Here is a 16,287-nt window from a genome sequence, read left to right as displayed (position 1 = left end):
TAGCTAACCAAATATGTATATTACATTCTATCAAGACAATATTAATATCGACTATCATAAATGTTTCAATATTTTGTAGTCCTGTAGCTATCATCATACTAATATCAACGTGAGTTAAACATAAAATCAAAAGATAGTAAGGTAAGCATACTATTTTCCGCCTTGACGCACATTATTCACAACCCTACCTTTGCGCCGTAACCTTTAACAATAATGATTATGGCAAAAGAGAAAGTAAACTACCAAGAGGTATATGACCTCTACCAGTTATGCAGCGAGACCAAGGATCTTCGGGAGTTCTGTGCGGATTATGGAGTAAATTACGACAAGTTCATGAACTGGCAGCGTCACCAGCTGTGGAGTGAGAAGTTAGGTAAGGCAGTTCAGACTGAACAACCCAAGGTTGCCAAAGTCCAGATAACCGGCAAGCCTTGCAACAGTCCAACCGTGAAGATGGAAGTGAAACAGCCTGAAGGCGAACCGCCAATAAAATGGGTTAAGTTACAACTGACATCCGGCGCAACACTGTTTCTAAGAAATACCACCGTTCTTGACCTGAGTCTGTTGCTTAATAAAATGATAGGATGATATGCTTGGACTGAGTGCTAACCTGAACTATTACCTGTTCAACGGTAATGTGGATTTACGGAAAGGTATCTTCCGTCTGTGTGAGAGTATAAGGGAAGAGATATCACTCGATCCGAGTGATACATCCAATGTATATATGTTCATGTCCCGTAACCGCAAGGTCGTGAAGATACTTCATTACGAACGCGGTTTTTATGTGCTTTATGAGAAACGTCCAGTCATGGGTAGATTCAAGAAACCTGTATTTGATGAGGTCTCCAAATGCTACCGGATACAATGGTCGGATATGGCCTATCTTACGGAAAGCATAGTGGTTGACAAGATGTACGTTAGTCCGAAATATTAATATTAATACACTGATTATCAATAAAATAATATAAAAATAAACGGTAAAAAGTTTGCGTAACTGCCTGATTTTTCGTACCTTTATATCATGATTGATGAAAGAGCATACGAGTTACTTTGCTGCCAGCTGGGTCTGGCAAATGAGGAAAAGGCAGGGCTTCGCAAACAGGTAAACGAACTGATTGCGAGGCTTAAGGCTATTGAAGAATCAAACAAAGAGAACTCCAAGGCTCTGGTTGATACAATCAATGAGTTGTCCGCAACAGTCGAAAACTATCGAAAAGAAATGGAACTTATGAGAAAGCAGCTTGAGGCAAAAGACGAGGTGAACATGATGCTGGCAAATGAGGTTTCCAATCTCAGGCTTCAGCTTGAGGACAGCAGGAAACATCGTTTCGGCCGTACCTCCGAACAAAGAAGGCTGCTGAACAACCGTAACATTGACAAGTCGGCAATGGAGAAGTCCGAGTATGACGGCTCTGATAAGAAAGATGATAATAATAAGGCAGATGGTAACGGTACTGGCAGCAATACCTCTTCCGGTAACGTACCTGCACAGAACTGCAGGCCTTCAAGGAAAAAGGAAACAGCTCCCCGTGCAGAAAAGACCAGGCTGAAGGTGGATAAGGTAGTTGTTCATGAAATAGAAGATTATTACCAACTCCCGGATGGTGCAAGGCTTATGAACCGTAACGGAATGGCTGATGTGTGGGAATACAGGGTCATAGAACATGTAAGGGCTCATAATGTGGAGCATGTGTACAAGGTGGCGAGGGTAAAGCTTGCCGACGGCACTTTCACAAGCACGATGGAGCATCCGCTGAAAAACCTTGGAGGAATCTTCTCTCCTGAACTGCTTGTCCGCCTGCTTTGTCTGAAATATGACTTCAGCATGCCTGAAAATAGACAGATAAGGCTGCTTGCAAGAGAAGGTATCCATATAAGCAACACCACGCTGAACAGCTATATCCATAACGGAATCGCCAAACTAAAGGAATTTATCGGAGATGCATTCAAGGAGTTTGTACAGAGGGCAAAATACCTTATGGTTGATGAGACTACCGAACTCGTTGGAGTTGAAACACCGGAAGGTAAGGCTTACAGGAGAAAGTACTTATGGGCTTTCTTTGCAAAGCATATAAAGATGGTCTATTATCACTATAACAACGGCAGCAGGTCTTCCGATACGGCAAAGTCGTTCCTGGAATATTTTATGGGAACCATATCCACTGACGGATATACGGTTTACAGGATGTTTGACGGAGAAGCCTCAAAGGTGCTTCACATAGGATGCTGGACGCACTGCAGGAGGTTGTGGGTTGATGCCTTGCCTTCAGACAGGACGGCGATGGACATAATAAATCCTATCGGTGATATGTTCAGAAATGAAGACCTGTTCCGTATGATGAAACTCAGCGGCGAGCAGATTAAGGAAAAAAGACTTAAGCTTACGGGACCGATTCTTGAGCGTATCCATCATAAGGTGGTCATGATGATGCAGGATACCAAAATCATGGCAAACGAACTGATGAGAAAGGCCGTGAACTATACGTTAAACCAGTGGAAGTCCTTGAGAAATATCCTCAAGGACGGTTCAGCGGAAATATCCAACAATCTCTGTGAGCAAAGAATGAAACCTGTAAAGCTGCTGCTCAAGAACTGTATGAATATAGGAAGTGAGGCAGCCGCAGAAAACTCGGCATTCATCTTCTCTCTGATAGAAAGCTGCAAACTTAATGACATAGATCCTCAGGATTACCTGAAGCACTTGTTTGAATGTATTCTTCATGGTAATAACTGCGACAGGAAGGCTCTTCTGCCATGTTTTTATAAACCGGAATGTTAAAACAAAAATATTTTCTTACGGACTTTTTTATTTTATCGGCTGAAAAACAGCCGATAAAATTGTCGTGGCGGAAAATAGAATGGTTACGATAGTAAGTTGCCAGTCATTGATAACGTTCATGTCAATTGCTAATTTCTTTTCAAAGGAACAATAGCTGACAATAAATTGGCAATGTGTTCATTCTATTTTCCGCCTTGATATGCATGTTTCCCAAACATACCTTTGTACCACTTTTAAGAATAATGAGAATTATTGCTGTTCGATAAAATCGATTGAATATAAAATAAGAGGCCGTCTCAAAATGAAATATAATTTGAGATGGCCTTTTTTGTGTCTGCAAAAAAAATCGGGCAAGCCCAAACTTTGCTCAGTCAGGACTTGCCCGTCTCCCTAATTTTTCGTATCTTAGGGAATCAAGCAATATATTCCAAAGATAATGTTTAAAAACTATACCTCCAACGATAATCTGCTTTTACCTCCGTGTTTAGGCGATTTTATTCCCCAGAACGATCCGGTCCGGGTTGTTCACCGTATCATTGAACAGATCAGCCTGGAAGAACTTTACCGCAAGTACTCCGTCAAAGGCTGTCCGGCCTACCATCCCCGCATGATGCTGCAGATTCTGGTATATGCCTATCTGCGCAATATCTATTCCAGCCGCCGCATTGAGGAGTTCTGCCGCAATGACATCCGCTTCATGTGGCTGACCGGTACCAGGACGCCTGACCACAACACCATCAACCGTTTTCGCAGCAGCCGGCTGAAGGATGTACTCAAGACCGTCTTCGCCACCATCGTGAAGTTCCTCGTGGCGGAGGGCTTTGTAAGTCTGGACGTGGCCTGCACCGACGGGACGAAGATGGAGGCGAACGCCAACCGTTATACGTTCATCTGGGGCAAGTCCATCCACACCCGCATCTCCAGAATTGCGGAACAGCTTGAGGAGATATGGCGGTACGCCGAGTCCGTCACCAAGCAGGAGCTGCGCGACTCCGCTCCCGTCACTTACCAGGACATCACCCCCGAGAAGGTGGAAAGGGCGCTGGAACAGATACATGAAGCTCTGGAGGGAACGGATGCGGACCGGAAAGTGAAGGCCAAGGTCCGGCGCGTGAGGAAGGCATGGCCCGAACAGCTGAAGAAATACGAATCCCAGGGAAAGATTCTCGACGGGCGCAACAGCTACTCCAAGACAGACCCCGACGCCACGTTCATGCGGATGAAGGAGGACCACATGAGGAACGGGCAGCTCAAGCCCGGATACAACCCGCAGGTCAGTACCAACGGACAGTTCATCCTGAACTATACCCTCCACCAGTGTGCCGGTGACACCTCCACCTATCCCCTGCACATGGAAGACTTCCATTCCCTGTACGGCAGATATCCTGACGTGTCCGTCTGTGACGCCGGGTACGGAAGTGAGGAGAACTACCTGTACGCCTTCAGGCACGGCATCGAAACCTTCATAAAGTACAACTATTTCCACAAGGAACAGAAAAGGAGCTTCAGGAATGACCCGTTCCTGTCTGCCAACTTCTATTATAATGAAGAAACCGACGGCATGTACTGTCCGATGGGACAGAGGATGGAAAGACTCTCCGATGTAAAGCGGACGACAGACAACGGTTTTGTACAGACCATCTCAAGGTACAGGGCACGGAACTGCAAGGGCTGCCCGTTAAGATGCCGGTGTCACAGAAGCCGGTCGGAAAGGATTGTGCAAGTGAATCATCGGCTGAGAAAAATCAAGGAAAGGGAACGTAAGAAACTCCTCTCTGCGGAAGGTCTTAAATACCGGAGCCAGCGGCCACAGGATGTGGAAGCCGTATTTGGAAACCTCAAGAACAACAAGCACTTCAAGAGGTTCCATCTCCGTGGGCTGAAAAAGGTGGAAATTGAGTTTGGCCTGCTGGCCATAGCGCATAATCTTGCAAAAGTAGCCTCTTAGGAGGCTTCTGACCGAACGAAACGGTTTGAAACCATGAAATCTGTAGAAGGAAACTTGTAAATTCCTTTTTTGAGGAAAATCCAAACGACTTCAATCTGATATGAAACGACAGAGGCCATCTCAAATTATATTTCATTTTGAGACGGCCTCTTATTTTGTTATTCCAAGCCATATCAAAAAATAGAAAGTTGACAATCTTCTTTTTGACTCACGTCCAAAAGAGTTCCCCAATCCTTTTCCGGATGATTGAAAAGAACGTAGATATCTACATAATGCATAAGTGTAATCCTCATCATTATTACAAGACTGAAAAAACTATAGAAGCAAGTCAGTACCTTTTTCCATTACAATAAGCAACATGTTGGCTGTAGGTGTCACCCTAATCTGTATTTTGATAGCATTTCCACCTTCCTTATAAAAGTATTTCTAGGGAAAGTTCTGTTTTATCTGCTTGAATAATTTATGAGAAGCGTCTCATAAGCGATTTTAAATGGTTCAAGCAACACCTAAAATAAAGAAGCTTTAGTGTACTTCCGAGAACGCAGTAAAGATATAACTCCCACCAACAATCATTTCATACTATCTTGTGGCTATTATACAACATGATATGCAACTGGACAGATTGACATATGATATTCTAAAATTCTTGGCATTTCTTTTGTGGACAAGACTCTATTAAAGAATCTCTTTAGAAAAACTAAATTTAATAATGTTAAAGAACAAAGCGAACATCATGGATTATATTTATTTAATAATTATATTTTTTTAGCTGTCCTCTATTTTTAGTGGACACTAATTAGACAAAATAATATTGATAAGTTGTTTTATTTCCAAATTGACTACGAATAACACCGTTTCGAAACAAATTTCATCGATATAATTATAACATTCAGTTTTTATTGATTGCCACTAATCATACATTAACTTTTTTATATACATTTGCAGTCAAAATAACCCCTATTATGATGGAATACATTATTATTTGTCCTTTGGTCTTTATTGCCGGCTTTGTTGATGCAATTGCAGGTGGCGGTGGGCTAATATCATTACCTGCTTATCTAATAGCTGGTTTACCTCCTCATTATGCCATTGGAACGAATAAGTTCAGCGCCTGCATGGGAACTATTATTGTAACATATAGGTTCCTGCAGAAAGGTTTTATTAATTTACAATATGTGGTACCATCCATATTTACCGCTTTGACAGGTTCGTGGTTAGGCGCAAAGTTAGCATTAACTGTACCAACTAACATTTTTAAAAGTCTTATGCTAGTTATTATACCAGTAACAGCATTTTTTGTTATTAAAACTAAAACAATAGAAAATACCAAGCCGCCTTTTTCACCTGCAAAGTCAATTTTCTTTTCTACGGTTATAGCTCTTATTATAGGAATTTATGATGGTTTTTATGGACCTGGGACTGGAACATTTCTAATATTGTTACTGGTCTACGAAGCGAGATTAACACTGAAAGAAGCTGCAGGCACAGCTAAAGTAATCAATCTTTCAACAAATGTAGCTGCTCTTACTGTATTTTTATCAAGTAATTCAGTGATGTTTCCTTTAGCCATTGTTGCCAGTCTATTCGGTATTGCAGGTAATTACATAGGCGCAAACTATTTTATAAATAAAGGGAAAGGCATTGCTAGACCTATAATTATAATTGTTCTGATAATATTTCTGGTAAAAATTATTTATGATAGTTTTATGTAAGATGCTTGTAACAATATTTCAAATAAAATAGCGGAAATATAATAATAAAAAGTAATAAACAAAAAAATGTAGAAAAGTCAGAAAATTAAAAAAAAAGGAAGAATTGACTACGAAAATCTTCTTCACTTGACAATATGTAAATAATAATCATTAAATTTGCAGACTCTTTTTCAGACTGGTGCCTTTTGACACCCCCCAAAGTGGCTATCCTAAAATTGTATGTTTACTGAATATATCAATATTTAAAAAGAAATAAAAATAAATTGATTTATAAAAATGCTGTTTTATGGTTTAAAAGAGAACAGGTGGGTTAATGGTGCATTGCCTGCCTTGTTGATACATTGTTGTATTGGCAGTGTATATTGTTGGTCACTGTTCAAGGGTGATATAGCTTCTTATATGGGAGTTGAAGTATCTTCGATTGAAATATGCTTCATGTTGGCTATATTTTTTTTGGGTATGAGTGCTGCTTTTGGAGGTAAGTTTGTTGAGAGTAATGTAAGGTTATCTTCTTATTGTTCTACTGCATGTTTTGTATCAGGTTTGATATTGTCTGCATTTGCTGTATATAATAAGATTCCTTATCTGATTTACATTTCTTATGGTGTTATAATGGGTATTGGTTTGGGTATTGGATATATATCTCCTGTAAAGACATTGATGATATGGTTCAGTAAGTATAAGGGGTTAGCTACAGGTATTGCCATAAGTGGATTCGGTTTATCTAAGGTAATGTTTTCTCCGCTTATAGAATATTGTACTAAGCATTATGGTGTTGTCATAACTTTATTGGTTATGGCTTTTATCAGTACGTTATGTATGCTTACCGCTTCGTATCTTATAAAGAAGCCTTCTGGTTGGGTTGAGAAGAAGGAAGATATATCTTTATCCATATCTAAGATAAAGAATATAATATTTGATACCCGTTACATTATCATATGGTTAATGTTTTTCATTAATATAACTTGTGGATTGGTATTAATTTCCTTTGAGAAGAATATTATACAGGGTGTTGGTATCAGTCCCATATATATTGGTTTGATTGCTTCATTGACCGCTTTCTTCAATACATTGGGGAGATTTGGTTATGCTACGTTATCGGATTATCTGCGTCCTAAAGTCTGGATATATTGCATAATATTTTTCAGTAGTATTATAGTTACTATGAATGTGTCTATAATTTCAGGACTTAGTACATTATCTGTATTGTTGCTATTGTTTATAATCAATATGGGATATGGTGGTGGATTTTCTACTCTTCCCACATTATTGACTGATTATTTTGGTATGAAACAGATTTCTACCATACATGGGTTTGCTTTATCTGCATGGGCATGGGCTTCAGTAGCTTCATTTTTAATTACTCAGATTCTTATATATAGATTACATTGCAGTATTGAGGAAGTATGTACATATCTTTGTATATTATATTTCTTTGCAATGCTTGGTGGTATTAGTTTATTGACATTAAGAAAATACAATAAAGATATATGAAGAGCAATACTTCGGTAATTTTTTACCGATAAAATTAGATAAAAAAACAGAATTAGTGTTGGCTGGTTCAAAATTATATTAAAAGAAATCACTGAAATACTGTCAAGAATGAATCGTTAAGGAGTAAAAAAAGAGATAGGGTGCTATATTGTTTGTTTGATAAAAGTAATATAGTGATAATTATTGAAGCATCAAACTCTATTAGCCTTTTTTTGTATTATTCAAGTACTTCGAAACTTGAAATAATATAAACTGATGTAATCAACACACTAGGTTATAAGATATTACAACATTGTATTATCAGGGTATTATGTTGATATAATATTATATTACGATGTTATTGCATTATAAGGGTTTATGTTGGCATAATATTATGTTACGATGTTATTGCATTATAAGGGTATTATGTTGGCATAATATTATGTTACGATGTTATTGCATTATAAGGGTATTATGTTGGCATAATATTATGTTACGATGTTATTGTGTCGTTATGTTATTAGTGTATTGCATTATGGTAATATCACAACACAGTCGATTGTATATTGATTATCAACACATAAAAAATTATAAGACCATAAATCGTAACAAAATCACTATAAACTACATTTTATATGGCACGGACATAAGATATTATATCAGTAATTCAGGATACCATACAATATGAATTACAGTATAAAGTGTAATGCGATACCATATAGCTTTATAATATTCTACATTTAAAACCTTAACAATCTACCTAGAAACAAATATTTACCATGTTATAACAGCCCCGTCCATCATGCATACAAGTTTGTTACAAATGAACTTATACTTGCATTAAATTTCAAACAAATATGATTCTATTTTATATCCATAAATAAGCATCGAGCCACAATCCACTTTAAGTGGATTTTCTGTTCAAACGAACAGAGCAAGTTGTGTTTTTGTCCGACAGAAAGTATTCTGCCATACAAAAACCAACTTGCCCTCCCTCACGATCGTGGGATTTTCCTCCAAAGTCGGAAAATCTAAAACGGGAGAAATAATCCGGATATAAATATCAAAACTATATAAGGCCGGAAAGAGTAAAATAATAATTATTAAATGCAAGATTATCCAAAAGGAATTACTATATTTGAAAATAAAATAGAGCATAACGGCGGATTACGGGATGTTTTCCGTCGATTATATACATACTACTATCATCTTTACTTCATTCTAATAATTCTTACAAATAGGACATTTAACCCAAATTAACAAAATAGTAAATCAAGAATAACTGTTGCCTCTTAATTCTTTTACGTAATTCTAAGACTTTAGCAATACAGCATTTATATATTTCTGAAAATCATTCATATACAAATCACCTATGGGGATATAGGTCTTGGAATCGAATACTATCCTGTTATTCTCAATGACATTTATTTTCGACAGATTGACTATAAAAGAACGGTGTACACGCATAAACAGATTAGCTGGCAAGGCCTCTTCTATTTTCTTTAAGGTCAGCTGGGCCTGAACAGGTTCATCCGGACCGGCATATATTTTCACATAGTCCCTGCAACTTTCCACATATCTTATGTCATTGAAGTTTATACGCACAGTCTTATATTCTGACCTTATAAACAGATAGTCTCTGGCAGGGATAAATTCATTATCGGTTCTTCGTGGCTGAAATATCTTTCTTTCACTTTATTTACCGAGTTCAGAAAGTCACTGAAACCGAAAGGCTTCAAAATATAGTCAGCAGCATCGAGACGGAAACCTTCGTATGCATGTTCACTATAGGCTGTGGTAAAGATAACTTTTATATCTTTGTTTAAAGATCTGGCCAAATCCAGCCCATTCATATCAGGCATGTTTATATCGGTAAACAAAAGATCCACCTCATGTTCCTGTATGAACATACAAGCTTTCACTGCATTTATAAAAGAGCCTTCCAACTTCAGAAATGGAATTCTAGAAATATAATCCTCCAATTGTTTAACGGCGAGTGGTTCGTCGTCGACAGCAATGCATCTTATCATAATGGGATAGTTATAAGTACAATGTATTCTTTTTCCGTTTTGTCTATATCAAGAGTGTAATTATCGTGGTACTCAAGTTCCAGTCTTTTGATAGTATTTCTGAGGCCTATACCTTCATGCCCGTCAACTGATTTTGCATGATTTGAATTCACAATCCTACACTGAAACTTGTCACTGTTCAGAAATTGGAAATTTATACGTATATAACTCTGTTCGCAGATACTTATACCATGCTTAAAGGCGTTTTCTATAAGAGAGATGAACAATAAAGGAGGAACCATCTTGTTGTAATCTTCATGAGGAGTATTACATTCTATAATTATTTCTTCAGGAAATCTCATTCTCATCAGTTCAATATAATTCTGGATGAAACTCATCTCATAACGCAAAGGCACAAGCCTGTTTTTTGTTTCATACAGAAGATGACGCATGAGTCTGGAAAGTGAGATGATACTCTCCTTAGCAACTACAGGGTTGTGATCAACCAGTACATGAATATTGTTCAGAGTATTCATGAAGAAATGAGGGCTTATCTGCTGCTTGAGAAAATCCAGTTCGAGCTGGAGTGAAGCCTTCATACTTTCTTCATGTTCCTTAAGTTTCTTCTGCTGGATAAAATAGCTCTTGAGCAACATATTGAAAACAACAATCATAACGACAAAAAGAATCTGATTCTCATGTACCAAGTCATTCCATATATTTCTGAATATCGGACCTTTTTTACCATCGTCGGCCGGCCGTTGAAACAGTTCCTTATGGACTGGAATACGATTGCCCATCAATTGCCTGTTTATAGTCTTTGTCCAGCCAAACATATACATAGTAGCGATAAACGACAATATCAGTCCTACAGAATATAATTTACGCTTTCCCCGGTAGAAGAATCTGGGCAGTAAGAGGAAGTTATTGCACAAGAACAGCAGAAAAAAAGGAATGAAACGAATCCAGTTGGTGAGAAGTCGTTCCCACTTTATGTCTTCCTCAACATCTATCAGTGTTATTGGAATGACAACAATAAATATCCAAAATATAATGTATATATAATTTTCTATTGATATTCGTGATAAATATCTCCTTAAACTGCCTGTCATAATATATCCTGCTTATTTAATTCATATACTACATGCGGTGTCCGCCTCAAAAACCACCTTCCCTACGTGGAGGCCTATCTCCACCCATACCTGGTCCTTCACCCGGGAAGCCTCTGAAATCATCATTCATCATACTTCTTGCTTTCTTATTCCCAAAGATATTCAATCTGTATATAAAATGCACCATAAAATAGCTATTAATGCTGTTATATTGATAAACTGACCGCACAGCATCTGTAAGAGAGCGCACAATATTACTCTTGTTCTTCAATATATCATACATCTCTACACTCACAGTCGCAGCCCCTTTAAGAAAAGTTTTTGCAAGTTGGGCATTCCATACAAGTTCATCACGATTGAAACTTGAATCGGCATAACCTCTCCGGCTCTGATTGATAATATTAGTGCTCAACGACAGACTCCATGGCATATACACGGTGGTATTTGCTCCATAAGAATATACGTATGGTTGCTGGTTCTTTTCTGGCTGCAACATACTTTTCTCCCACGAATACTCAAGCGAGCCGTTAAGTCCAAATTCAAACCAGTCATTACGATATGTTAAATTAAGTCTCTGGATAAGAGAGAGATTTGTGACTTTATTTCTGTCATTCAACCTTGAAATATCGTTATACAGAAATGAGACCTGATTGTTATATCTTCCCATAGTAGATGTATTTACAGTAAATTTCTTGTTCTTTAATGCTGTATTAGAGTTGAATACACCAAATATGTTCCAGTTGCCGTTTATATTCTCGGGCATAGTTTTCGTTCCTCCTGTCTCAGCATTATACTGGGTGACATTTGTAATGCCGTCTTGCGTAAGATTCATCATCAGTGATGCCATCATCCCTCTTTGTTTATCGGCATTGTAGGTGTTGAAGAAAGCATTCATCGAATGTGTAAATGAAGGTTTAAGTCCCGGATTACCGACAAAGACTTTAAGCGGATTTGAATCATCAGTCACGGGCAAAAGGCTTTCCATTCCGGGTTGGGTGCTCCGTCCGCGATAGTTCACTTTCAATTGACTTACCTTGGAAAAACGGTAACGGAAGTCAAGAGTTGGTGAAAAATTGAAAACATTTCTTACCGTATCTGTACTATACTCACCCTTCACATAAGTAAACCGCGTGGTCTGCGGCTGGAAAAGCATGCCGGCATTCAACTGGTATCTCTCCCTCACGAAACGCAATCCTAACATTATTTCATGATTGAAGGTCTCATACTTCGCATTCTTGCTCAGTTCCGCATCGTATGTATCCTCATAATTATCCGGCAAGGGCAAGTTGATATTCCAGTCAGGAAAAAGTTTCTCAAGACTGTAAGCAGATTTCTCTGTGTCTGAATAATCATATTTGAATTCGTAACTCAACTGCAGATATGTGGCACGAGCTACAGGCTCACTATATATCAGTTGTCCTTTATAATAATACGATTTGCCTGGAGTAGTCATAAAGCGGTGCCTTATGGTACTTGAGTCCGGTACCTGAGCGAACTGATAATATCTGGTTTCTGAATCAGAGAAAACATCGCTTCCTGAGTTCCCGAATCTGTACTCACCTCTGAATGTTATGTTTCGTCCCTTATCGTTCAGTTTCCTGTTTAACTGCAATGATGCCTCACCAAAATAATTGTATGACTTACTTGTAGAAATATCGTTCGAGCCATTCACCCTGACATCCTTTAATGGATCGCTTACTGTTAACTCAGAAAAATCAAGATAATCATTCGGGCTATCAGTAATAGTGAAAGGGTCATCATCGAAAGTAGCACTTTGATTATATTCATTTGAATTGGAATTTGTCCAGAAAAATCTTGGACGGAATATTATATTGGTCATCGAATCAGGTTTCCATTCCAATCTGTACTCAGCATCAATACTTTCATTTTTATTTAATCTTGAGCTGTTTGAGTTAGAGAATGAGCTACCCGACTGGAGGAACATTTCAGAATATCCGGTAGATACAGCATCGTTTTTATCGTAGTTATAACGTATGCTACCACCCATATCTACTTTTTCTGTTTCGGTTGCAAAATTCACTCCAAAAATTTTTTTAGTACTTAATCCATTGGCCGACCCCATACGTGGTCTTCCACCACCGCCTGAGAAACCTTCGTCATTGACATTATTCATTGAGGCAATAACCGATATCTGGGTATGGTCATTGAATTTATTTATCATGGCCTTACCGGAATAGCGTTCCTCTGTAGCTCCGGCTAAGTCAATATTACCAAACCAACCATTGTTCATTCCCTTCTTTACGGTGAGGTCAATCACGGTTTCTTCTTCTCCGTCATCAATTCCTGTAATCCTTGCCAGGTCTGATTTTCTGTCGTACGACTTTACATTCTCTATCATATCTACAGGCAGATTATTCAGACCGGTTTCTACATCACCTCCGAAAAATTCTTTACCGTCCACCATAAGCTTAGTAACTGACTTTCCATTTATTGTTATATTGCCGTCATCATCAATCTCCGCACCGGGCAGTTTCTTTATAAGTTCCTCAAGCATGGCACCTTGCGGGGTACGATACGCCGATGCATTGAATATCAACGAGTCTTCTTTAACTGTAACCTGTGGAGCCTCAGCAGTTATAACAGCCTCATTAAGCATAATGGCATCGGACGACATCATTATCCTACCTATATTATATGATTGTTTTTCAGACGACAGATTCAAATCCACAAATCGTGGTTTGTATCCCACAAATGTCAGTTTCAGGATGTATTTCCCCGGAGAAACCTTTAATGAGAAACGACCATCCATGTCGGATATACAGCCGGTAATCATAGTGCTGTCCTCCTTATTCAGGAATTGCACACTTGCCTGCAGTACAGGAGAATTGTCAGCCTCATCCAGTACAGTACCCGATACAGATATCGTACTCTTGGATTGTGAAAATGCATACGCCGGTATAATAAAAATACCTATTGAAATAACCAATGATAATAAAACAATCTTTTTCATATTTTCCTTTATACTCTCTTTTATCAATAGTACAAAATTAGCCAACCTATTATAGAGTATAAAGTAAAACCGTTATACAGCAAGAGAGTACCGATATAAGGCACTCTCTTACCGACTAATCTTATGTTTACACAGAAAATGCCAGCAAGAAAAAAGAAACTATTTCTACCTGCATTCCGAAGTGTAAATATTTCAGGGGGCACCTGTTCACTTACTTATATTATAAGCCTACAAACGTTCGCAGAACTCAACTCTCTCCTTATTAGGTCCTACTATCGTAAAAAATCTAACCCCATTCTCCCAAAACTGAAGAGCATTAACACTATTGTCTGCCATTTCCACACCTAAGGATTTTACAAGGCCGAACACCTCGTCAATGTTCTTTACATCAATTGCTATATGGTTTATCGCACCCGACTGCATTGCTGCCTGTCCGTTCTGATACGTTTCAATTACAAGATTATTCAATCGCAGGAAAGCCACCTTCTCGCCATTGTTATCTGTTTCAAAGTCTGTAGTAAAACCAAGGCTATGATAAAAATCTTTTGTTGCCTGAATATCGTTTGTAGGAATTCCTATATGCTGGATTCCTGTTATGTAATCTGCAAGTTTCATTTTGTTTATATTTTTTACGGTTATTATTGTTATAAATTCTCAACACTGCTGTCCGGAGAAAATTCTCCAAAGCAGCTATTATTAATTAATACTCAACTGGTTACGAGGATAATAAATTTTTTCGATTAGAAATCATAGTTTTGCAAGAAGGTATAAACAGCCAATTCTGCAAACTATGAACAAAGGAAAAACAATATTTGCACAGGTTATGTCTCTTATAAACACATACGAATTTAAGAAGTGCGTCAACCGCTATAAGGGTGACAGACACTCCATCAAATTCACTTGCCGTGACCAGTTCATGGTAATGAGCTTTGCTCAGTTCACGGACAGGTCCGGGCTGAGAGACATAGAGACTACACTTAACCTTTGTTCTCCTGATCTTTACCGTTCTGGTATCAAGGTAATGCCCAAATCCACCTTGGCCGAAGCGAACGAAAAGAAGGATTGGCGTATCTATCAGGACTTTGCACAAGTTCTGATACGACAAGCAAAGGAAGCATATAAGGGACAGAAACTTAGACTTGACCTGGATGAAATGGTCTATGCCTTTGACAGCAGCACTATTGAGCTGTGTCTGAAGCTTTGTCCATGGGCTAAGTTTCATCATGAGAGAGGAGCAATCAAGATGCATACCTTGATGGATTTTAGGGGTTCCATCCCGACATTTGTTCATCTGACAGAAGGAGCGGTTCACGATTCCAAAATTATGGATAAGATACCTGTAGAAGCAAACTCCTACTATCTTATGGACAAAGGATATGTCAAGTTTGACTCCTTGTACCAGCATTTTCATCTTAACAATGCCTTTTTTGTAACAAGAGCAAAAGGAAATATGCTTTATAAGGTTATTGATAGTAGAGAGGTAGATCAATCTGCCGGACTTTCCTCTGATGAAACCATCAAATTGACTGGGCCACTTACTTCTCAGAAGTATCCTGATTCTCTTAGACTTGTTGTATATGAAGACTTCAGCACAAATACAGTTTACCGTTTCCTCACCAACAACTTCAAGCTTGAGGCATTGACCATTGCCGAGTTGTACAGGGAAAGATGGCAAATTGAGTTGTTCTTCAAATGGATAAAGCAGCATCTGTACATAAAGACATTCTATGGAGCCACCCAAAACGCCGTGTACACACAGATATGGATAGCTATCTGTGACTATCTTCTGCTTATCATTGCGAAGAAACATTATATGTTGAACCCAAGTCTTCATTCTATTTCAAATTCTATTGGTCAAGTTCTCTTCAAAAGAGGCGACATCAAAGATATATTTAATCAAACCGACCTCACTGCTAATGTTCCGGAGGGTGATGGTCCTAGGCAGCTTACATTGTGGTAAAGTTTCTCCGGACAGCAGTGAATGTATATATAACAAAGTAAGGCTGATATTCCTTGTGAAAGCACCGTAGCAATAGCTGCACCAGTTACACCCCAATCCAATAAGAGAATAGTCAATAAATCCAATAATATATTTATCAGAGTTGATAAAGCCAAAAACAAAAAAGGTGTTCTACTATCTCCAATAGCACGTAGAATACTTGAAAAAAGATTATAGAAGAAAGTAAATGGAATACCCAAAAATGTAATGAGCAAATATATATAAGCCTTATTCATTATCATTTCAGGAGTTTTCATCCAATTTATATATCAAGATTTCACACT

12 protein-coding genes and 2 pseudogenes are annotated in these 16,287 nt (G+C 38.3%); 8 read left to right on the top strand and 6 right to left on the bottom strand.

The features are described from left to right. Positions 1-219: 219 nt before the first annotated feature. The 7 genes and pseudogenes from OIM59_RS17525 (at position 220) to OIM59_RS17495 (ending at position 7,933) form a co-directional block, all read left to right on the top strand. Positions 220-588, top strand: coding sequence for a hypothetical protein (locus tag OIM59_RS17525; protein ID WP_303895024.1), 369 nt, complete (start codon positions 220-222; stop codon positions 586-588). A gap of 1 nt (position 589) precedes the next feature. Beyond that, the gene (gene tnpB / locus OIM59_RS17520; RefSeq protein ID WP_303895021.1) at positions 590-934 is read left to right on the top strand and encodes an IS66 family insertion sequence element accessory protein TnpB; all 345 of its coding nucleotides are present in this window, start codon (positions 590-592) and stop codon (positions 932-934) included. Between the two features lie 87 nt (positions 935-1,021). Continuing rightward, the gene (locus OIM59_RS17515; protein ID WP_303895019.1) at positions 1,022-2,779 is read left to right on the top strand and encodes an IS66 family transposase; all 1,758 of its coding nucleotides are present in this window, start codon (positions 1,022-1,024) and stop codon (positions 2,777-2,779) included. A 436-nt stretch (positions 2,780-3,215) separates the two neighbouring features. Further along, the gene (locus OIM59_RS17510; protein ID WP_303897914.1) at positions 3,216-4,727 is read left to right on the top strand and encodes an IS1182 family transposase; all 1,512 of its coding nucleotides are present in this window, start codon (positions 3,216-3,218) and stop codon (positions 4,725-4,727) included. A gap of 485 nt (positions 4,728-5,212) precedes the next feature. Continuing rightward, positions 5,213-5,513, top strand: a pseudogene (locus tag OIM59_RS17505) (IS4 family transposase); the annotation flags it as partial. A 176-nt stretch (positions 5,514-5,689) separates the two neighbouring features. After that, positions 5,690-6,439: a TSUP family transporter gene (locus tag OIM59_RS17500; RefSeq protein ID WP_303897912.1), complete on the top strand. Its 750-nt coding sequence runs from the start codon at positions 5,690-5,692 to the stop codon at positions 6,437-6,439. 276 nt (positions 6,440-6,715) lie between these two features. Then, positions 6,716-7,933 (top strand): MFS transporter, encoded by a 1,218-nt coding sequence (locus tag OIM59_RS17495; protein WP_303897911.1) that lies wholly within the window; start codon positions 6,716-6,718, stop codon positions 7,931-7,933. A 1,290-nt stretch (positions 7,934-9,223) separates the two neighbouring features. Here the strand turns inward: OIM59_RS17495 and OIM59_RS17490 are convergent. From OIM59_RS17490 to OIM59_RS17470, 5 genes are all read right to left on the bottom strand, one after another. Next, the gene (locus OIM59_RS17490) at positions 9,224-9,487 is read right to left on the bottom strand and encodes a LytTR family DNA-binding domain-containing protein (RefSeq protein ID WP_303897909.1); all 264 of its coding nucleotides are present in this window, start codon (positions 9,485-9,487) and stop codon (positions 9,224-9,226) included. A 47-nt stretch (positions 9,488-9,534) separates the two neighbouring features. Beyond that, positions 9,535-9,942 (bottom strand): LytTR family DNA-binding domain-containing protein, encoded by a 408-nt coding sequence (locus tag OIM59_RS17485; protein WP_303897906.1) that lies wholly within the window; start codon positions 9,940-9,942, stop codon positions 9,535-9,537. Further along, a complete protein-coding gene (locus OIM59_RS17480; RefSeq protein WP_303897904.1) occupies positions 9,939-10,595 on the bottom strand; it encodes a sensor histidine kinase in 657 nt (218 codons plus the stop codon). The genes OIM59_RS17485 and OIM59_RS17480 overlap by 4 nt, the downstream gene beginning before the upstream one ends. Positions 10,596-11,079: 484 nt before the next feature. Next, a complete protein-coding gene (locus tag OIM59_RS17475; protein ID WP_303897903.1) occupies positions 11,080-14,004 on the bottom strand; it encodes a TonB-dependent receptor in 2,925 nt (974 codons plus the stop codon). 228 nt (positions 14,005-14,232) lie between these two features. Next, on the bottom strand, positions 14,233-14,619 hold the full coding sequence (locus tag OIM59_RS17470) for a VOC family protein (RefSeq protein ID WP_303897901.1): 387 nt from the start codon (positions 14,617-14,619) through the stop codon (positions 14,233-14,235). A gap of 175 nt (positions 14,620-14,794) precedes the next feature. Between OIM59_RS17470 and OIM59_RS17465 the strand changes: the two genes are divergently transcribed. Next, on the top strand, positions 14,795-15,964 hold the full coding sequence (locus tag OIM59_RS17465) for an IS4 family transposase (RefSeq protein ID WP_303897900.1): 1,170 nt from the start codon (positions 14,795-14,797) through the stop codon (positions 15,962-15,964). Between the two features lie 23 nt (positions 15,965-15,987). Here the strand turns inward: OIM59_RS17465 and OIM59_RS17460 are convergent. After that, a pseudogene (locus OIM59_RS17460) lies at positions 15,988-16,260 on the bottom strand (polysaccharide biosynthesis C-terminal domain-containing protein); the annotation flags it as partial. Between the last annotated feature and the right edge of the window lie 27 nt (positions 16,261-16,287).

The sequence above is a fragment of the Bacteroides mediterraneensis genome (genome assembly GCF_025993685.1).
In the GTDB taxonomy this organism is placed as follows: Bacteria; Bacteroidota; Bacteroidia; order Bacteroidales; family Bacteroidaceae; genus Phocaeicola; species Phocaeicola mediterraneensis_A.
Note: the sequence above shows the minus strand (reverse complement) of the source record. Positions and strands in the feature narration are given on the sequence as shown.